This window comes from Flavobacterium sp. LHD-85 (genome assembly GCF_030929595.1).
Classification (GTDB): Bacteria; Bacteroidota; Bacteroidia; order Flavobacteriales; family Flavobacteriaceae; genus Flavobacterium.
On record NZ_JAVFVR010000004.1, the window covers coordinates 396,968 to 418,176 of the forward strand.

The 21,209-nt window shown below is 34.6% G+C and carries 10 protein-coding genes; 9 read left to right on the top strand and 1 reads right to left on the bottom strand.

The features are described 5' to 3' along the window. Positions 1-4: 4 nt before the first annotated feature. Positions 5-643: a carbohydrate-binding family 9-like protein gene (locus tag RB618_RS09555; protein ID WP_308068537.1), complete on the bottom strand. Its 639-nt coding sequence runs from the start codon at positions 641-643 to the stop codon at positions 5-7. A gap of 593 nt (positions 644-1,236) precedes the next feature. On the opposite strand from RB618_RS09555, the gene RB618_RS09560 reads away from it, so the two are divergent. The 9 genes from RB618_RS09560 (at position 1,237) to RB618_RS09600 (ending at position 21,183) form a co-directional block, all read left to right on the top strand. Further along, positions 1,237-4,299: a TonB-dependent receptor gene (locus RB618_RS09560; RefSeq protein WP_308068538.1), complete on the top strand. Its 3,063-nt coding sequence runs from the start codon at positions 1,237-1,239 to the stop codon at positions 4,297-4,299. A gap of 10 nt (positions 4,300-4,309) precedes the next feature. After that, the gene (locus RB618_RS09565) at positions 4,310-6,007 is read left to right on the top strand and encodes a RagB/SusD family nutrient uptake outer membrane protein (RefSeq protein WP_308068539.1); all 1,698 of its coding nucleotides are present in this window, start codon (positions 4,310-4,312) and stop codon (positions 6,005-6,007) included. 89 nt (positions 6,008-6,096) lie between these two features. After that, a complete protein-coding gene (locus RB618_RS09570) occupies positions 6,097-7,419 on the top strand; it encodes a DUF3472 domain-containing protein (protein ID WP_308068540.1) in 1,323 nt (440 codons plus the stop codon). Between the two features lie 117 nt (positions 7,420-7,536). Then, positions 7,537-8,874 (top strand): Gfo/Idh/MocA family oxidoreductase, encoded by a 1,338-nt coding sequence (locus RB618_RS09575; protein WP_308068581.1) that lies wholly within the window; start codon positions 7,537-7,539, stop codon positions 8,872-8,874. Between the two features lie 80 nt (positions 8,875-8,954). Further along, complete coding sequence (locus RB618_RS09580; protein WP_308068541.1) at positions 8,955-12,002, top strand: glycoside hydrolase domain-containing protein; 3,048 nt, start codon at positions 8,955-8,957, stop codon at positions 12,000-12,002. Positions 12,003-12,264: 262 nt separating this feature from the next. Continuing rightward, positions 12,265-15,360: a DUF5107 domain-containing protein gene (locus tag RB618_RS09585; RefSeq protein WP_308068542.1), complete on the top strand. Its 3,096-nt coding sequence runs from the start codon at positions 12,265-12,267 to the stop codon at positions 15,358-15,360. A gap of 21 nt (positions 15,361-15,381) precedes the next feature. Continuing rightward, the gene (locus RB618_RS09590; protein WP_308068543.1) at positions 15,382-17,565 is read left to right on the top strand and encodes a M1 family metallopeptidase; all 2,184 of its coding nucleotides are present in this window, start codon (positions 15,382-15,384) and stop codon (positions 17,563-17,565) included. A gap of 93 nt (positions 17,566-17,658) precedes the next feature. Beyond that, positions 17,659-19,518: a hypothetical protein gene (locus RB618_RS09595; RefSeq protein WP_308068544.1), complete on the top strand. Its 1,860-nt coding sequence runs from the start codon at positions 17,659-17,661 to the stop codon at positions 19,516-19,518. Positions 19,519-19,863: 345 nt separating this feature from the next. Continuing rightward, a complete protein-coding gene (locus RB618_RS09600; RefSeq protein ID WP_308068545.1) occupies positions 19,864-21,183 on the top strand; it encodes a DUF3472 domain-containing protein in 1,320 nt (439 codons plus the stop codon). The last annotated feature ends 26 nt before the right edge of the window (positions 21,184-21,209 follow it).

The window sequence follows — 21,209 nt, forward strand, 5'->3', positions numbered from 1 at the left end:
CTAATCATCGCAGCAAAACAAACTTCCCAAAAGATGAAGCGATATGAAAATTCGGTTCTGCCGTATTTGGATCTACCCACGTAATCCAGGTTGGCTCGTAGTTGCCATTTTTATCTTTGGAAAATTTCGCTCTGTAAACTCCTGTTTCAATAACATTATCATGTATTAAATCTAGTTTTTCTAAAGATGCAATACTAATTACTCCTGCAACTGTAAAAGAAACTTCATCTGAAGAAGATTCCAATTTAATGTGATTTTCAGGCCACTTCCATTCGTAATCAAAAATTTTATTTGGAAGAGCATAAAAATCAAGCAATCTTGTCGAAGGATCAATTTCCAAGCAATAGTAAGGATTCAGTTTATCATTACTTCTAAAAAACAGCTCTACCCGATCTGAATTACAAATACTATCTACACTATCATCTTTCCGATCCATATAAACACCAGTATCAAAAACTCTAAAATTGAAATATAAGTTTTCTTGATCCCAAAGCGCACGAAATTCAATTCTCAAAACTGGATCATTATTCCATGGAGAAGTAAAATCGGTTAAACAATTTGCTTTTTCCCAAAAAAAAGAATCTAAAATCTGAGTTACATTCTTTTCATTTTTATCTATTATTTGTACGTGGTATTCTTTCAAAATTTCTCTTCTTAAAATCTGTTAATTTTTTATTTTCAAAAAAGGTCAAAATGACCATTAATTCATTTCTAAATTTTGACTTTTTTCTTCATGCCCAATATAGTTCAAAAATTGAATTGAAAAACAAATCAAAATCATAATTAAATCTAAAATTTTACCTCTTTTCCATATAAGAAAAGACTGTTTAATTTCTACGTTTTTAGTTTAGTGATTGCGAAATTCATAAGTTTTTAATAAATCCCTATTTATAATTCAAAAAACCATCAATTTCACACACACTGCTTTTTCCAAATTATTTTAAAAATATCACAGCAATTTAAGTCAAAAAAAATGATTCATACAATTTTATGTGCTCGAGAACATAAATTTTGTGTGTTCGAGCACATTTTTTGTGTTTTTTCTTGTTTTATATTTTTTTAATCTCTAGTTTCGTCAAATAATTAGAATCTTGAAGATGATTTTGCATCTCTTTTTGATCATTTTCAGGTAAAAAAGCGATTCATAAGCATCAATAAAACCAAAATCTTAATTCTTAAAAAAGAAAAAAAACGACTAAACAAAAACTCAATTATTAACCAAAATCTAACCAGAGTATGAAAAAAGTATTCGCTAAAAAGTCCAGTACTTTTAGAGTGCATTCAGTACTTGAAAAAAGCTTAAAAACGGCGTTATTTTCATTGTTGTCTTTAAGTATTCAAGCCGCGACTGTATCACCAATTAGAGAAGTCAATTCAAACAAAACCAGTTTATTGACATTTCAAAAAATTGTAAAAGGGAAAGTTGTAGATGAAAAAGGAACTCCAATCCCTGGAGTTAATGTTGTTATTAAAGGAAGTAAAACGGGTGTACAAACCGATATGGACGGAAGTTTTTCAATAGAAGTCCCAAATACTTCAACTATTTTAGTATTTTCTTTCCTTGGAATGCAGGAACAAGAAGTTCAAGCAGGTAATTCTTCATTGAAAATCACAATGAAAGAAGCTGGACAACAAATGGATGAAGTAGTTGTTGTTGGATACAGCAAAGTTAAAAAGGAAAGTTTAACAGGATCTCTTCAAACTTTAGACAATAAAAAAATTGTTGATATTACAACTCCTGCTGTAGAAAATATGCTGGCTGGAAAAGCTACTGGTGTTTTTGTAAACACAGGAGGAGGCCAGCCTGGATCTGTCGGGAAAATTATTATCCGCGGTAGAACCACTGTAAACGGAAGCACAGATCCTTTATGGGTTATTGATGGAGTAATTGTTGGAAACAGCTCTGGAAACATGAACCCTGCCGATATTGAAACACTTACTGTGCTAAAAGATGCCGCTTCCACGGCCGTTTACGGTTCTCAAGGTGCAAACGGGGTTATCGTGGTAACTACAAAAAGCGGTAAAAAAGGAAAACCTGCTATTAGTTTTTCTGCGAGAACTGCGATGACTACCATCAATAATGGAAATTTTGATATTATGAACGGTGCAGAATTATATGATTTATATGATTCCTTTGCCAACAAAGAAGATTTCCAAAATGTTTGGTGGTGGACTCCAGAACTACGAAACAAAAACTACGATTGGTGGGACAATGGTAGCCAAACAGGAATAGCAAACGATTATAATTTATCAATCAGCGGAGGTGGAGACAATTTTAAAAGTTATGTTTCTCTTGGCTATTATGATGAAACTGGAGCTATAAAAGGGTATGAATATAAAAAATACAATGGTTTAATGAAATTTGAGTATAAACCATGCACTTGGTTTACTTTACGTCCTCAAGTCAATTTAACTAAAGAAACTACATTTGACCAGCAGCATTCCGTTGGTGCTTTGTATGGAAATATGCCTTGGGATAGTCCGTATTTAGAAGATGGAACTTTGGTCGGGAATGCGCCAAATCCGACTTGGGTAAATACAACAGGTTCTAATTATCTGTACGATTTACAATGGAACTATGGAGAATCTGAAAGTTATACTGTTCGCGCCAACATGGATTTCGATATTAAATTCACAGACTGGCTGACTTTTGCTTCAGTTAATAATTATATTTTTGGAAGTTATACCTCAACCTATTACTCTGATCCAAGATCTTCTTCTGGAGAATCGGTAAAAGGAAGAATTGAAGATTATTTCAGTAATTATAACAGAGTTTACAGCAACCAGCTTTTAAGATTTAATAAAACTTTCGACAAACATAGTTTTAATGCTGTTGCTGGTTACGAATGGAACGAATATAACTCTAAATACAGCAACGGAATCGCTACTGGAATTCCACCAGGAATTATAGTTGCAGATGCTGCAGCAGTTCCAGAAAAAGTAGGCGGAGGAAGAGCACAATGGGCGGTTCAATCTTTATTATCGAATGTAAATTATTCTTATGATGACCGTTATTTGGCACAAGTGTCTTTCCGTCGTGACGGTGCTTCAAACTTTGGAAAAAATGCGCAATACGGAAATTTCTTCTCTGTAAGCGGTGGTTGGAACATTCATAAAGAAAACTTTTTCCATGTCAATTTTATTCATAATTTAAAACTGAAAGCAAGTTATGGTTCAGTAGGAAACAGACCTAACAGCTTATACGGGCATCTGCCTTTGTATTCTTTCTCTCAAAGCTACAATGAAAATCCAGGCGCTCTAATTTCACAATTGGGTAATCCGGATTTAAGCTGGGAAAAAACATATACAGGAGACATAGGATTGGACATTGGACTGTTTAATCGCGTGAACATCACTTTAGATTACTATAACAAAAACACTTCTGATCTTTTATACCAAGTACCGCTTCCAGGTGTAATTGGAGTTACCAGTATTTGGAGAAACGTTGGAGCCGTAAATAACAGAGGATTTGAAGCTTCTATAAATGTGGACATCATTAAAAGCGACAATTTCAAATGGTCTGTTGATGCTAACATTGGGACAAACAAAAATAAAGTAACCAGTCTTTATGGCGGTAAAACACAAATTATCGTGGGAGATGGAAGCGGTATTGCGGGTTCTGCATCAAAAATGCTTACGCCAGGATTGGATGTAGACAGCTGGTATCTGACAGAATGGGCTGGTGTAGATCCAGAAAATGGAAGACCCCAATGGATGACGACAGATGCAAACGGAGCGCGTGTGAAAACTTACGATTATGCAACTGCTTCTAAAAATCAAAAAGTAATTGGCGCCTATACTCCCGACTTCTTTGGAGGTTTTTCTACCAATTTAAATTATAAAAATTTCGATTTTGCAGCTATTTTCAGTTATTCTGTAGGCGGGGAAATTTACAATTATGCAAGAGCCGAATTTGATTCTGATGGAGCTTACACCGATCGTAATCAAATGAATTTGCATAGTGGCTGGAGCCGTTGGGAAAAACCTGGAGATATTGCAACACACCCGCAAGCAATTTACAACAACCCAAGTAATTCCAACAAAGCTTCTTCTCGTTTCTTAGAAACTGGAACTTACCTTAAGATGAGAAGTGTGACTTTAGGTTATAACATGCCAATCGAAAGTCTTTACATTTCAAATCTAAGATTGTATATCGCCGGAGAGAATTTATTTACCATCACACATTATTCTGGTGTTGATCCTGAAATTCCGCCAATTAATGGTGCCATTACTGGTGTTGCTACACAGGTTTATCCTTCAACAAGAAAAGTAGTATTAGGACTTAACTTAACTCTTTAAAAACAAAATCATGAAAAAGATATTTCTATTATTTACGGCAATTAGTTTCCTGTCTTCATGTGAGTTAGACAGAGAACCTTTTAATTCTTATACTCAAGATAAAATTCAGGAAGATAAAGAAGCTTCTATTGAAGTTTTATTAAACGGATGTTATGCACAGCTTAAAGGCTGGTCTGATGTGATGCACAGAGTTGGTGAATATCCTGGCGATAACATTATGATTAGAGGAACTTCTACTGATGCATTCTATTCTTTCATATCCTATCAGCATGTGCCCAATAATGGGCGTTTATCTGTCTTTTGGAACAATAGCTATAAAATTATTTCGCAGTCAAGTGATTTAATCAAAATTATTAAAGAAGGAGAAAGCGATGCTGTAGACCAGCAATTAGGAGAAGCTTACTATTTAAGAGGCATGATTTATTTCTACTTATGCAAAACGTATGGAAGACCTTATGCACAATCTCCAGAAACCAATCTAGGAGTTCCAATTGTAAATGGTCTGCCAGCAAATTTAAATAATTTGACTCTACCAGATCGTTCTTCTGTAAAAGACACTTATGCACAAGCAATTAACGATTTGAAAAAAGCAGAAGCTTTAATGAATGCAGATAAAACAGCTGCTTATGCAACAAAAGAAGCGGCTCAAGCAATGCTTTCTAGAATCTATTTGTACATGAGCGGTACTTATGAAACGCCAAATCAGGAATATGTAACATTGTCTATCGAATATTCGAACAAGGTAATCGCTAGTGGACGTTACAGTATGTTGAGTCGTAATAGTTTCATGAAGTACAATACCTACGCTCCTGACGCTCCAGAACAGACCGAAACTATTTTTGCGGTAAAACAAGTTGCTTCTGAGTTTTCTGGTTACGACCACTATTATGGAATTGGCGGTATGTATGCTAATATCCAAGGGCAAGGCTGGGGAGAAATGTATGCCAGTGCTAAATATTTAGATTTACTTAGAAAAGCAGGAGGGAAAAATGATGCTCGATGGGCTTTCATTGATCCGCAATATGCTACAGATGCGGCAGGAAACAAAACAGAAGCGTTCCGTTTTATCTACGATGTTTATAATACAGGAGGTACTCAAACGGGATATAACTATATGCAACAACCTTTAAAACGTAATCCTGATGGTTCATTCTATATTACAATAGGTACTACGAATTACAATTTAACTACTGTAAATGCTTCAGAAAATCAATATTCTATTGTCTATGAAGGAAAAACGTATACTGGCGAAAAAGATTATATGATGCTTTTAAACCGTGTTTATCCAATGTATTATATTACCAAATGTTCACTTCAGGATAATGATTCACACTTACACTCTCCTATCATTTCACGATTAGCAGAAATATATTTGAATCTTGCAGAAGCTTATGCTAAAAAAGGCGATTACAGCAATGCATTGACTAATTTGAATATCGTTCGCGAAAGAGCTATTATTGGCGGCAGTTATACTTCTCTAAACAGTACAAACGCTATACAAAGAATTGATGAAGAACGTCAATTAGAACTGGCATTTGAAGCACACCGTGGTTATGATGTTTACAGAAACGGACAAACTATGACGCGCCGTTATCCAGGTCCACATTTACCTATGAACGATGTTCCTGCAACAAGTTTAAGAGTGGTGCAATACATTCCACAATCAGAAATTAATGCTTATCCGGGTACTTTGACCCAAAACCCATAATCGTTTAGATTTGTTTATTGTTTTTAACAGCCTCTCTAATTATAAAGATTAGAGAGGTTTAAAAAAAGTTGATCATTCAATACTTACTAATGAAAAATTTATTCAACCTGATTTTAGCTTTTTCACTTGTATCTTTTTCTTGTGCAGATCACAATGAAAAAAATACTGAAAGTAATGTTATAAAAAATCCGAAAATGGAGATTTCTTTACCATTGGCCGGAAATGCATACAGCTCCAAACATTTAGAAGATAACAATACTATTACAGATAATGGTATTGAGAATTGGAAAAACGCTGAAGAAACCTTTACTGTTTATTTCAGAATTTTTAAACCAGGAACTTTCCAGATTACTGTGGAAGAATCGGTTGAAGTTTTTGGAAAATCTGAGGTAGAATTTTCAATTCTTAATGAAGCAAAAAAAATAACTTTCAATACTTCCAAAAAAGCTGTTTTAATCGGAAAATGGAAAATCAATCAGGAAGGTTATGTTGCACTGAAAATAAAAGGAATTAGTAAAAGCGGTGATCGTTTTCCATCCATCAATAGATTAAAAATTTCCAGCGCTGATTACGACGGAAAAATTTCTTATGTCCCAAATAACGAAGGTAATTTTTATCATTGGGGACGACGCGGTCCATCTGTTCACTTAAACTATTCTGTTCCAGAAAACATAAATGCGGAATGGTTTTACAACGAAATTATCGTTCCTGAAAACGAAGACAAAATTGGTTCTTATTTCATGGCAAATGGTTTTGGAGAAGGTTATTTCGGAATTCAGGTCAATTCACCAACTGAAAGAAGAGTTTTATTTTCGGTTTGGAGTCCGTTCAATACAGATGATCCAGCCAGCATTCCAGAATCACATAAAATCAAAATGCTCAAAAAAGGAGAAAATGTACATGCAGGGGAATTCGGTAATGAAGGTTCCGGCGGACAAAGTTATTTAAAATACAATTGGAAAGCCGGCACAACTTATAAATTCCTGCTAAAAGGTACGCCAAACGGAAATAATACAACCACTTACACCGCTTACTTTTTTGCTCCGGAAGAGAATAAATGGCTGCTGATTGCTAGTTTCAGCCGTCCCGAAACTAATACTTATTTAAAGAGATTTCACTCGTTTTTAGAAAATTTTATTCCGGAACAAGGTGATTATTCTCGTAAAGTTTTCTTCAATAATCAATGGGTTTGTGATGAAAAAGGTAATTGGACAGAGCTTAATACTACCAAATTTACCAATGATAATACAGGTGCTAAAGAATACCGAATGGATTTCGCAGGCGGAACAGAAAACAACTCTTTCTACTTAAAAAATGGAGGCTTTTTTAATGATTATACAACGCCAAAAACTAACTTTACCAGACCCCTCAACAATAAGAAGCCAGAAATAGATTTTAATAATTTACCTTAAATTATTTCAAAAAATAAAAAATTCAGTTATTTCCGACAGTTGAAAAACTATCAAAACATTTAAAACAAATTAACTATGAAAACCAGTAATTTAAAATTCATTTTAGCCACATGCATTATGTTGTGGGGAACATTTGCATCGGCTCAAATGATAAAGACAAAAACTCCTGCACGTGCTAAAGGTCAGGCCGATGTTTTACGTTTAGCGGCGCCAGCGATTCCAACTGTTCGCGTTGCTTTTATCGGACTTGGAATGCGTGGTCCAGGAGCTGTAGAACGTATGACACATATTCCGGGTGTTGAAATTGTTGCATTATGCGATATGACACAAGAAAACACTGCAAAGTCTAATGAAATTCTAACTAAAGCTGGTTTTCCTAAAGCGCAGGAATTTTACGGAGACGAAAATGCTTGGAGAAAAGTTACTGCTTTACCAAATGTAGATTTAGTTTATGTAGCTACAGATTGGATTCATCATGCTGTTATTGGAGTTCAGGCAATGAAAGATGGAAAACATGTTGCCATTGAAGTTCCGGGAGCTTTAACAATGAAAGAAATCTGGGAACTGATTGATACTTCTGAAAAGACTCGCAAACACTGCATGCAATTGGAAAATTGCGTTTATGACTTCTTTGAATTGACTACTTTAAATATGGCGCAACAAGGTGTTTTTGGAGAAATTCTTCATGCCGAAGGTTCATACATTCATGGATTACAACCATTTTGGGGAGAATACTGGAACAACTGGAGAATGGATTACAATATCAAACACCGCGGAGATGTTTATGCAACCCACGGAATGGGACCAGCTTGTCAGGCTTTAAACATTCACCGTGGCGATAAAATGAATTTCCTAGTTTCTATGGATACTAAAGCCGTTGGAAATCCTGCTTATATCAAAGAAAAATCAGGTCAGGAAATTAAAAATTTTAGAAATGGAGATCATACTATGACGATGATTCGTACGGAAAATGGTAAAACAATCCATATTCAGCACGATGTTACTTCTCCTCGCCCATATAGCAGAATGTATCAGTTAAGCGGTACAAAAGGTTTTGCAAACAAATACCCATTAGAAGGATATGCTTTAAACGGAAAAGAATTAAGCGATGATGTAAAACCAAATCACGAAAAATTGAATGCTCATTCTTTCGTTCCGGAAGAAGTTAAAAAAGCTTTAATGGAAAAATACAAACATCCAATCGCAAAGGGAATTGAAGAACAGGCTAAAAAAGTTGGTGGTCATGGCGGTATGGATTTCATTATGGATTACCGATTAATTTACTGCTTACAAAAAGGACTTCCCTTAGACATGGATGTTTATGACCTGGCAGAGTGGTCTTGCCTTGGTCCGTTAACTGAAATTTCATTAGACAATAATTCTGCACCCGTTGAAATCCCTGATTTCACAAGAGGAGGCTGGAACAAACTAAAAAAATTGGAGTTTTCAGAATAAATATTGGTTAGTTAGGAAGACTAGAGGGCAAGTTTATATTTGTCCTCTTGTCTTTTTCAAGTAAATCTCATCATAATACAATGAAAAAAACAACTATATCTCTTTTTGCCGTTTGTTGCTTATTTTCCGAAGCATTAGCACAAAACAAACAAACTTTAAGCAGAATATTGATAATGTGTTTTATCACGATCAGTATTCCTCTAACTGCACAAATTAAATATTCAGACGGAAATGACAGCTGGAATCCGAATCAATTAGGAAATCACCGCGCTGTAATTGCTTTTTCTGGCTCAGGAAATGTTGCTAAAACAACGATCGAATGGCGAAGAAGAGACACAAATCCAGAACTTAAAAAAATTATCGTTCAAGATGCGTCTGGAAAAGAAATTCAGAACATAAAAACCGAAAATATAAATAGAGAAAACGGAACTATTTTCTTTGAACCCATTTCTGGAAAAGGAACATATTACGTTTATTACATGCCTTATGTAGACGAAGGAACTGCAAATTACCCTAAAGGAATTTATCAAAAACCTGAAAACAAAGCCGATGCTAAATGGCTTTCTAATGTAAAAGCAAACTTAAAAGACAATGCTTCCGTAACAGAAATTCAGAGCGTGAATGCTTTCAATAGTTTTTACCCGATGGAAGTAATTGCGACAGCTACCGAAACTTCAGCTCTTGTGGCAAAAAACAGCGGAAACTCTTTCTTGGTTTTCCCAGAAGACAGAGAACATTCTATCAAATTAAAATCTGATTTACCGCAAAGATGGATTCAGAAAGGTGTTCAAAACACTTTTTCTGATACAGCAATGAAAGGTGAATATTTAGCTTTTCAATTGGGAGTTTACGCTCTTGAAGATTTAAAAAATATAAAAGTAACTTTTACCAATTTAGTAAGTACAACTGGAGCAACAATCGAAGCGAAAGACATAAGCTGTATCAACACTGACGGAACTCGATATGATGGTACTCCTTTCACCAATACTGTTTCGGTTTCAAAAGGAAAAATTCAGGCAATGTGGTGCGGCATCGATGTTCCGCAAACCGCTGCTGCTGGAACGTACAACGGAAAAGCAACGGTTATTGCTGACGGAAAATCAAAAGAAATCAATCTTCAAATTACGGTTTCTAACCAAGTAACGAAAAACGGAGGCATCGACAGTCCAGAAAAAATGACTCGTCTAAAATGGTTAAACTCAACATTAGCACAGGAAAATACAGTTATTGCTCCTTATACTCCATTAACAGTAAACAATTTTGAAATTTCATTATTAGGAAGAAAACTGATTGTAGCTCCAAACGGATTCCCTGCGCAAATTCAGACTTTCTTTACTCCAGAAATGACTTCTGTAACAGCAAAAGCAAATGATGTTTTAAGCTCACCAATCGATTTTCATTTTGTTGATTCATCAGGAAAAGAAGTGCAATGGAAAAACAGCGGTGTAAAATTCACTAAAAAAGAAGCTGGAACGGTTTCTTGGGAAAATACTTCAACTTCAAAATCGGTTCAGATGGACGTGAATGCTTCTATTGAATTTGACGGTTTTGTGCATTATACGGTAAAAGTTACAGCTCTTGAAGATGTTGCCTTTAATGATATTAATTTCCAATTGCCAATGCAACCAACATCTGCAAAATACATGATGGGATTAGGTCAAAAAGGTGGAGATCGTCCTGCAACTTTCGACTGGAAATGGGATGTTGCGCATAAAAATCAAGATGGCGCTTGGATTGGTGCTGTAAATTCTGGATTGCAGTTTTCTTTAAGAGATGAAAAATACAGCCGTCCATTAAACACCAATTTCTATTTACAAAAACCTTTGTTATTGCCAACTTCTTGGGGTAACGAAAATAAAGGGGGAATTACAATTACACCTAACCAAAAGTCAGTTTTAGTAAATGCCTACAGCGGTGCTAGAACAATGAAAAAAGGAGAAGTGTTGTACTATAATTTCAATTTGTTAATTACCCCTTTCCATACAATTAACACAGATTTTCAATGGGATACAAAGTTTTATCACAGATACAGCCCAATCGATTCTATTGCTAAAACTGGCGCAACGGTAATTAATATTCACCATGCAAATGCAATTAATCCTTATATCAATTATCCTTTTATCGAATTTAAAAAGATGAAAACATATATCGATGAAGCGCACGAAAAAGGATTAAAAGTAAAAATCTACAACACAGTTAGAGAGGTTTCTAACAAGGCTTATGAGACTTTCGCATTAAGAAGTTTAGGTCATGAAATTTATTCTCCAGGAAAAGGAGGCGGATTCTCTTGGCTGCAAGAACACGTTGGCGATGATTATATCGCTGCTTGGTTTGTTCCTGAAATCAAAGATGCGGCAATCGTAAACAGTGGTATGAACCGTTGGCACAATTATTATGTGGAAGGAATGAATTGGCTGACTCAAAATGTTGGTATTGATGGAATTTATCTAGACGACGTCGCTTTCGACAGAATCACGATGAAACGTATCAAAAGAGTTTTGACGAAAGACGGACATCCAGGAATTATCGATTTGCATAGCGCGAACCAATACAACAAAAGCGACGGATTTAATAACAGTGCCAACTTATACATGGAGCACTTTCCGTACATCAATAAATTATGGTTTGGAGAATATTTCGATTACGAAAAAAATCAGCCTGACTTTTTCTTGACTGAGGTAAGCGGAATTCCGTTTGGATTAATGGGAGAAATGCTTCAAGATGGTGGAAATCCGTGGAGAGGAATGGTTTACGGAATGACAAACAGATTGCCTTGGAGCGATGGCGCTGACCCAAGAAACATCTGGAAAGTTTGGGATTCTTTCGGAATTAAAGGTTCTGAAATGATTGGATATTGGAGCGAAAACTGTCCTGTAAAAACAAACAATGAAAAAGTTCTAGCAACAGTTTATAAAAAGAACGGAACGGCTTTAATTTCAATTGCAAGTTGGGCAGATGCTGATGTAAATGTGAAATTGAATATTGACTGGAAAAAGCTAGGAATCAATCCTGCAAAAGCTACTATTACGGCTCCAGAAGTTACCAATTTCCAGCCTGCAAAAACATTCACAGCAAAAGACGAAATAACTGTTCCTAAAGGAAAAGGATGGTTGTTGATTGTGAAGTAATAAAATCCATATTTTGTTGTGCCGTTAGGCACTAAATATCGGTAGAAAAACATGAATTAAAAAAATTAGCGTGCCGTAGGTACGCAACAAAACGATTATTGCGTACCTACGGCACGCCAACGTATTTGAACCTGATTTTTTACCAATATCTAGTGCCTAACGGCACATTTAAAACAAGCGATACCAATTAATGCCTATTAAATCATTGAAATATATTTAATCTGTGGCAAAAAAATAACCACAAATAACCAAGCTCTCCATCATGAAATTTAGACCATTACTATCCTTTTTACTCCTTGGAAGCCTTTTTGTCACTGCACAAAACAACCCCACTATAAAAGAATACAAAAAAGTATTTACCACATATCCGTTCTCAGATCCCGATCCGATTCCGAAACCTGATACGAAGTTTTATCCGTATTTTCGTTTTGATGGATTTACCGATAAACCCGTTCAGAAAGAATGGAAAGTAATCGAAATTGAGAACGATTATATCAAATTGATGATCTTGCCAGAAATTGGCGGAAAAGTCTGGTCGGCTATAGAAAAATCTACAGGAAAAGATATTGTTTACAACAATCATGTGGTGAAATTTAGAGACATTGCCATGCGCGGACCTTGGACAAGTGGCGGTGTTGAAGGCAATTACGGAATTATCGGCCACACGCCAAACTGCGCAACTCCTGTCGATTATAAAATCATAAACCGAGAAGACGGAAGCATTAGCTGTGTCATTGGGGTTTTAGATTTATTGACGAGAACTTCTTGGAAATTAGATATCAATCTGCCAAAAGACAAAGCCTATTTTACCACAAATTCGTTTTGGTCTAACACAACCGAATTCGAACAGCCTTATTACACTTGGATGAATACGGGCATAAAAGCAGCCGAAAATCTACAGTTCATTTATCCTGGACAAACTTACATTGGTCATAATGGAGAATACAATTCTTGGCCAATTGACAAAGAAAATGGCAAAGATTTGTCATTCTACAAAAACAACAATTTTGGCGGTTACAAATCCTATCACGTATTCGGGAAATATGATGATTTCTTTGGCGGATATTATCATGACGAAGATTTCGGAATAGGAAGATATGGCAATCATGATGATAAACCGGGCAAAAAAATCTGGATTTGGGGATTGTCTCAGCAAGGAATGATCTGGGAAAAATTATTAACAGATACTGACGGACAATATGTAGAAGTGCAAAGCGGAAGATTGTTTAATCAAGCGAGCGAAGGCAGTAACCTTACACCTTTCAAACAACGTTCATTTGCGCCTTATCAGACTGATACCTGGACAGAATATTGGTTTCCTGTAAAACACACAAAAGGTTTTGTTAAAGCCAATAATTATGGCTCTGTCAATATTAAAAACGAAAATGGCTGGCTAAAAATCTATTTTTCTCCGCTTCAAAAATTAAATGAAAAAATTGAAGTTTTTGAAAACGATAAAAAAGTATATTCTAAAGATATTGCTTTGAATACAATGCAAACTTTCAAAGATTCAATTCAGGTAAAAGTCGATTCTAATAAATTGAAATTTGTTTTAGGCGGAAATAAACTCGTTTGGAATTCTGCGCCAGAAGATGGAAATATTAATCGTCCTGTAGAAATTCCAAAAGATTTTGATCATAATTCGATTTACGGATTGTATTTGCAGGGGAAAAATTACATCAGCTTTAAAGATTATGTTCTGGCTGAAGATAAATTGAATGCTTGTTTGAAACTAGATCCGAACTACGCTCCTGCCCTTTCCGCATTGGCTTCTTTGCAAATCAGAAAATTAGATTACAAAGCAGCTGTAAATTCCGCAAGCAAAGCTTTATCGATTGATACTTATGATCCTGCAGGTAATTACTTTTATGCTTTGGCAAATTTCCATTTAGGAAATACTACCGATGCAAAAGACGGTTTTGATATTGCTGCTGCAAGTGTTGAATTTAGAAGTCCTGCTTACACCGCTTTAAGCAAAATTTATTTAGCAGAAAACGATCTTTCGAAAGCAATCGAATATGCAGAGAAAAGCTTAACATACAATCAATACAACATAGAAGGTCTACAGGTTTTAGCTGTTTTATATCGTCTTCAGAATAATACAGATAAAGCAAATTCGGTTTTAAAAACCATTACAAAATTAGATCCGCTGAATCATTTTGCTGATTTTGAAAAATACCTTTGGAACAATTCAAACGATTCAAAAAATGCATTTGTTGCTGCCATTCAAAACGAAATGCCAGAACAGACTTTTCTTGAATTAGGAATCTGGTATAATAATATCAGTCGAAAAGAAGAAGCTTTAAAAGTGTTTTCTATTGCAGAACCAAGTGCTGAAATTATTTATTGGAAAGCCTTTTTAGAAAATAAACCAGTTGATGTAAGCAAAATTAAACCAGGAACAAGTTTTCCTTTTAGAAATGAAACCGCAGAAATCCTAAAATCTTTAATTAAAACAAATGATCAATACCAATTAAAATATCATTTAGGTTTAATTGAATGGAATCGCAACAGCATTTCAGAAGCTAAAGAATTGTTTTTGCAATGCGGTACAAAACCAAATGATCCTGCGTTTTATGGAGCTAAAGCTTCTTTATTCAAAAATGATGCTTCAGTAGTATTGGCAAGTCTACAGCAGGCTATAAAATTAGATCCGCAAGGCTGGAGATATCATAAAATGCTTGCAGAACATTACATCGCTCAAAAACAATTTGATAAAGCGCTTACAACGGCTGAGTCTTTCTATAAAAAACATCAAGACAATTATTTGATTGGAATGCTCTACGCTAAAACTTTATTGCTAAACAAAAAATACCGTGAAGCCGATTCGTTCTTAACCAAATTGCAAATCCTTCCGTTTGAAGGCGCAACAGCAGGAAGACAATTGTATCATGAAGCTAAATTGATGCAGGCTTTAGCAGAAATCAAAAACAAGCAGTACAAAAAAGCATTACAATTTATTGCTGATGCCAAACTGTTTCCAGAGAATTTAGGCGTTGGAAAACCGTATGACGAAAACATAGATGAAAGACTAGAAAATTGGCTGGATTATCAATGTTATAACAGTCTTGGAAATAAAGAAATGGCTTCTAAATCTTTAGATAAAATTGTTGCTTTTCGTCCTGTAGTGGATAATACAGTTATGAACTTCCTTCCGGCAAACAACCTTGTTTCAGCTTGGGCGATTGAGAAAAAGTCTTCTGCTCAGGAAGCTGAAAAATGGATTAAAACTCAGGCAAATTTATATCCTACAAATAAAATAGTGCAGTGGACTTTATTGTCTTACACCAAAAAGCCATCGAATATTTTAAGTGAAGATGAAAAAGACGGCGAAGTCAGAATTATCGAAAAATTGTAAAGAACTTTCAAAATAATAAAAATGAAAAACCATTTTTTAAAATATACTTTTTTTGGTCTTGTCCTTTTGATGGCTCCAAAAATTGAAGCACAGAACAAAGCAGAAAAGACAGATGAATTATCTATTTATCGTACTACTCCTTTAAAAACGCATGATTTAATTCATACCAAACTGGAAGTTTCTTTCGATTATGGAAAACGCTATTTGTACGGAAAAGAATGGATTACTTTAAAACCTCATTTCTACGAAACTGATTCGCTTAAGTTGGACGCGAAAGGAATGGATTTTAAAGAAATTGCTATTATTGATGGCAAAAAAAGTATTCCGTTGCAATACAAATATGATAATGAGGAACTTTCAATAGCTTTAAACAGAAAATATAAAAGCACAGAAAAGTATACGATTTTCATTAATTATACTGCAAAACCAGCAGAACTGAAAAGCAAAGCTGGCGAATCGATTACCAATTCAAACGGATTGTATTTTATTAATCCTGACGGAAAAGGTGACAAACCAACACAAATATGGACGCAAGGCGAAACGGAGGCTTCTTCTTGCTGGTTCCCAACAATCGATAAACCAAATCAGAAAACAACTTCTGAAATTGCTATGACCGTTGAGGCAAAATATACCACACTTTCAAACGGCAAATTAACTTCGCAAAAAGTAAATAAAGACAGGACAAGAACAGATATCTGGAAGATGGAACAGCCAAATGCGCCTTATTTGTTTATGATGGCCGTTGGTGATTTTAAAATCTATAAAGATTCTTATAAAGGTAAAGAAGTCAGCTATTATTTAGAGCCAAAATATGCGCCTTATGCCAAACAGATTTTTTATAAAACGCCAGATATGATGAATTTTTACGGCAAAATGCTTGGCGTAGAATATCCTTGGGCGAAATATGCGCAGATTGTGGTGAAAGACTATTTTGGAGGTGCGATGGAAAATACTTCGGCAACCGTTCATGGTGAATATGTGCAAAAAACAGAGCGCGAATTATTAGATGATAATCAAGAAAGTACCATTGCTCACGAGCTTTTTCACCAATGGTTTGGCGATTATGTAACGGCTGAGTCTTGGTCAAACTTAACCATGAATGAATCGTTTGCCACTTTTGGAGAAGTTTTATGGCACGGGCACGATGCAGGACAAGATGGTGAAGACAGATCTCGTTATGAAAAATTGCAGAATTATTTACGTTCTCAAAAAAATGGCGACAGTCCTATTTTAGCTCGTTTTCATTACAGAAACGCAGACGATATGTTTGATAATATCAGCTATTCTAAAGGTTCGATTATTTTGTATGCCATGAAAAACCAAATGGGTGACGAAGCCTTTTTTAAGGGATTAAATCATTATCTAACTACAAATGCGTACAAATCTGGCGAACCGCATCAACTGCGTTTATCGATGGAAGAAGTGACAGGAAAAGATTGGTTGCCTTATTTTGAACAATGGTATTATAATGCTGGAAGTCCAATTCTGGATGTGAACTACAAATACGCTAACGGAAAAATTACCATTACAGTAAGTCAATCTCAGGATAGTTCGGTGCAAACCTTTACACTGCCTTTAAAAGTTGATTTTTACGTAAACGGAACTAAAATTAGAAAGGAGATTTTAATTGATAAAAGACAGCAAAGCTTCAGTTTTGACCTTCCCTCAAAACCTGAATTTATAGATTTAGATCCAGATAAAATCCTAGTTGGTGAAGTTAATGTAGATAAAAAAACCGCTGCTGATTATCTTTATCAATATAAAAATGCACCATCCTATTACAACCGAATTGAAGCTATAAAATTTGCTTCAAAAGACAGAAGTCAGGAGTCACAGCTTATTCTACTAGAAGGTTTAAAAGATCAACAGGAAGATTTAAGAGTACTGAGCATCAAAGCAATTGATTTAAATGAAAAACAAACCAAAGATCAGGTTTTAAAAATGCTTCTTGATATTGCTAAAAATGATAAAAAGACCATTGCAAGAGCAAATGCTATTGTAAAATTATCATCTACAGGCGATGCTTCTTATAAAAATTTAATGGCAGAAAGTATTAAAGAACAATCATATAACGTAATTGCAGCTGGATTAACAGGATTAACAAAATATGCGCCAGCCGAAGCAGATAAAGCATTGTCCTCATTGGATGACGATACACAAAAACATGTAACGCCATTAATGAAAAAATTTAGTAGTCAAAAATAATTATAAGAATCCTAGAATCTGTTTTGTTTTTGAAAACCTCTCTAATTTGGTTCATTAGAGAGGTTATTTTTTAACTAAAAATCGCAACTAAAAATGCAAAAATTCTTTTTAACATCCATCTTATTTTTTCTGTTAACCATTAGCACTGCTCAAAACAAGGTTAAAAAAATAAACGTAAAAGATTATGGTATTATGGCTAATACCAAAGAAAATTTAACTGCAAAAGTTAATCAGCTTATTGAAGGATTGGGAAGCGAATCTGTACAAATAATTTTTCCGAAAGGACGTTATGATTTCTATCCTGATGCCAATTATTACAGAACTTATTATGAGAGCAATACTTATGATGCCGATACCAGAAAACTGGCCATTCTCATAAAAAACAAAAAGAATATTACGATTGATGCTCAGCAATCTGATTTTGTGTATCATGAGCACATTCAGCCTTTTACATTAGATAATGCAGAAAACATCACAATCAAAAATGTAAACATCGATTGGGATGTTCCTCTAACATCTGAAGCCGAAATTATTGAAGCAGATGAAAATCACATTCTAATGAAAATTGATATAGCTCAATCTCCCTACAAAATCCATGAAAAAGGTTTGACTTTTATAGGAGAAAATGCTAATGAAAACTGGGCGCTCTCTGAAGGTTCGTGGTTAATTGAATTTGATAAAAACCATATTATCCCAGCAAATACAGGTGATAATGGTTGTGTAAAAGGAGACTTAAAAAATGTAATTTACAGCGAAGTAAAACCAGGATTGGTAGTAATGAAAGGAAATTTTACCAAAACACCCGCCGTTGGAAACTTTGTAATATTAAGACACGGAAAACGTGATCACGCCGGAATGTTTTTATTTCATAGCAAAAACACTAAACTGGAGAATATTAATGTTTACCATACTTCCGGATTAGGAATTCTATCTCAATACTGCGAAAATATTGAGATGAGAAAAGTAAATATGCTTCCAAATCCTAAAAAAAATCGATATCTCAGCGGACACGATGATGGTTTGCATTTTATGGGATGCAAGGGCGAAATCATAATAGACAATTGCGACGCACAAGGCCTAATGGATGATCCTATTAACATTCATGGAACCTACGTGCCGGTAATGCAAAAAATAGACGACTATTCTGTAAAATGCAACTTTGGACAAAATATGTCTCACGGATTATTATGGGCTGTCGCTGGAGATAAAGTTGGCTTTATTCAGAAAAAAGAAATGAACACGATGTCTTACGGAATTGTTTCAAGTTTTGAACCGTTAGATGTAGATCATTTTATTATCAGATTCAAAGAAAAAATTCCGACCGATATAGATGCCAATTTTGTTCTGGAAAATCTAAGTTGGACGCCAAATGCTACAATTACAAATTGCTTTGTGGGTAGCAATCGTGCACGTGGTTATTTAATATCCACTCCAGGAAAAGTGGTAATATCTAATAATATTTTCGAAACCAGTGGCTCGGCCATTCTTATAGCGGGAGATGCAAATTATTGGTTCGAAAGCGGTGCTGTAAAAGACATTACCATCAAAAACAATGAATTTAGATTTCCATGTAATTCCTCTTATTATCAATTTTGTGAAGCAATTATCAGCATTTATCCTGAAATTCCGTCACCAAATGCTTTGCAACCATTTCATAAAAATATAAAAATAGAAAATAACAGTTTTAACCCTTCAGACTACCCTATTCTTTACGCCGTTTCTGTAGACGGATTAAGTTTTAAAAACAATTCGATCAAACGTAGTTATGCTTTTACTCCTTGGTATCCAGAGAAATACAACTTTAGAATTGAAGCCTGCAAAAATGTAGAAATTAGCGGAAACAAAATTGAAAAAGATGTATTAGGAAAAAATATTCTTCTGAAAGGAATGCAACCAACGGAACTAAACTTACAGAATACAGAATTAAGTGTTGAGATAGCAAAACCAAATTAAATTCTACTTCGAATTTAAAAAGAATATACATTTTTTATAGCCAGGCGATAAAAATCGTTTATACCATGTGCTCGAGCACAAAATTAGTGTGTTCGAGCACATATTTCTGTTTTTTCTTGTTTAATCAAAATATATTCAATAGTTTCGTTAAATAATTAAAAGTAAGCATTGTTTTATTTGTTATCTCAAAATACCATAACCACCTCATTAACAGATTACAACATAAAAAACAAAGTATTTAAAAAACATAATTAGATTTAAAACATACGTTTTTGATTTTTAAAACCTCTCTAATTCGGTTTGTTACAGAGGCAATTCAAAAAAAGAAACGAATTCAGCAATCAAATGAAAAAAATTGTATACTTATTACTTGCTTTGGCATTAATTTCTTTTTCTCCTATAAAAGACGCCTCTTTCGTTGAAAGAAACACAATAGAAGACCCTAAAACAAAAATTTCACTGCCACTTGCAGGAAATGCATTTAGCTCGATACATATTGACGGAAGCAATACAATTACAGACAATGGCATTGAAAATTGGACAAACCCTAATGAGTTTTTCACTTTATATTTTAAGATTTCAAAACCTGGAATTTTTCAATTTACAGTTGAAGAATCTGTCGAAGTTTTTGGAAAATCAGAAGTTGAATTTTCTATAAATAACGAATCTAAAAAAGTAACGTTCACAGATTCAAAAAAAGCAATTTCCATTGGAACTTGGACAATAAAAAAAGAAGGTTATGTTGCTTTAAAGATCAAAGGAATCAGTAAAACTGGTGATCGTTTTCCTTCTATAAATCGTTTAGAAATTTCAAGCAAAGATTTTGATGGAAAAATATCTTATGTGCCAAATAATGAAGGTAACTTTTATCATTGGGGACGTCGCGGGCCTTCGGTTCATTTAAACTATCAGGTTCCTGAAAATGTCAATGCAGAATGGTATTACAACGAAATTACTGTTCCTAAAAATGAAGACAAAATAGGTTCTTATTTTATGGCAAACGGATTTGGCGAAGGCTATTTCGGAATTCAAGTAAATTCGGCGACTGAAAGACGAATTTTGTTTTCGGTTTGGAGTCCCTTTGAAACAGACGATCCAAAAAGTATTCCTGATTCGCAAAAAATCAAAATGCTCAAAAAAGGAGAAAATGTACATGCAGGAGAATTTGGAAGCGAAGGTTCTGGCGGACAGAGCTATTTAAAATACAGCTGGAAACCCGGAACAACATATAAGTTTTTGTTAAGAGGATTTCCTGAAAACAATAATTCAACAACTTATACTGCTTATTTCTATGCACCAGAATTAAAAAAATGGTTATTAATTGCAAGTTTTAATCGTCCGCAAACATATACTTATTTAAAAAGATTTCATTCCTTTTTAGAAAATTTCATTCCGGAACAAGGTAATTTATCACGAAAAGTTCTATTCAACAATCAATGGGTTTGCGATGAAAAAGGGAATTGGACTGAAGTTAATTCAGCTCGTTTTACAACAGACAATACAGGAACAAAAGGATATCGAATGGACTTCGCAGGCGGACTGGAAAATGATTCGTTTTACTTAAAAGATGGTGGTTTCTTTGACAATTTCACCACACCAAAAGCAATATTTACAAGACCATTAAACAATAAAAAACCAGAAATAAATTTTGATGCTTTGCCATAAATGATGAAGTATTGATCAACAAAAAA

Coding starts and splice junctions, on each gene's coding strand:
- RB618_RS09560 (WP_308068538.1), top strand. CDS start 1,237: ATGAAAAAAGTATTCGCTAAAAAGTCCAGTACTTTTAGAGTGCATTCA.
- RB618_RS09565 (WP_308068539.1), top strand. CDS start 4,310: ATGAAAAAGATATTTCTATTATTTACGGCAATTAGTTTCCTGTCTTCA.
- RB618_RS09570 (WP_308068540.1), top strand. CDS start 6,097: ATGAAAAATTTATTCAACCTGATTTTAGCTTTTTCACTTGTATCTTTT.
- RB618_RS09575 (WP_308068581.1), top strand. CDS start 7,537: ATGTTGTGGGGAACATTTGCATCGGCTCAAATGATAAAGACAAAAACT.
- RB618_RS09580 (WP_308068541.1), top strand. CDS start 8,955: ATGAAAAAAACAACTATATCTCTTTTTGCCGTTTGTTGCTTATTTTCC.
- RB618_RS09585 (WP_308068542.1), top strand. CDS start 12,265: ATGAAATTTAGACCATTACTATCCTTTTTACTCCTTGGAAGCCTTTTT.
- RB618_RS09590 (WP_308068543.1), top strand. CDS start 15,382: ATGAAAAACCATTTTTTAAAATATACTTTTTTTGGTCTTGTCCTTTTG.
- RB618_RS09595 (WP_308068544.1), top strand. CDS start 17,659: ATGCAAAAATTCTTTTTAACATCCATCTTATTTTTTCTGTTAACCATT.
- RB618_RS09600 (WP_308068545.1), top strand. CDS start 19,864: ATGAAAAAAATTGTATACTTATTACTTGCTTTGGCATTAATTTCTTTT.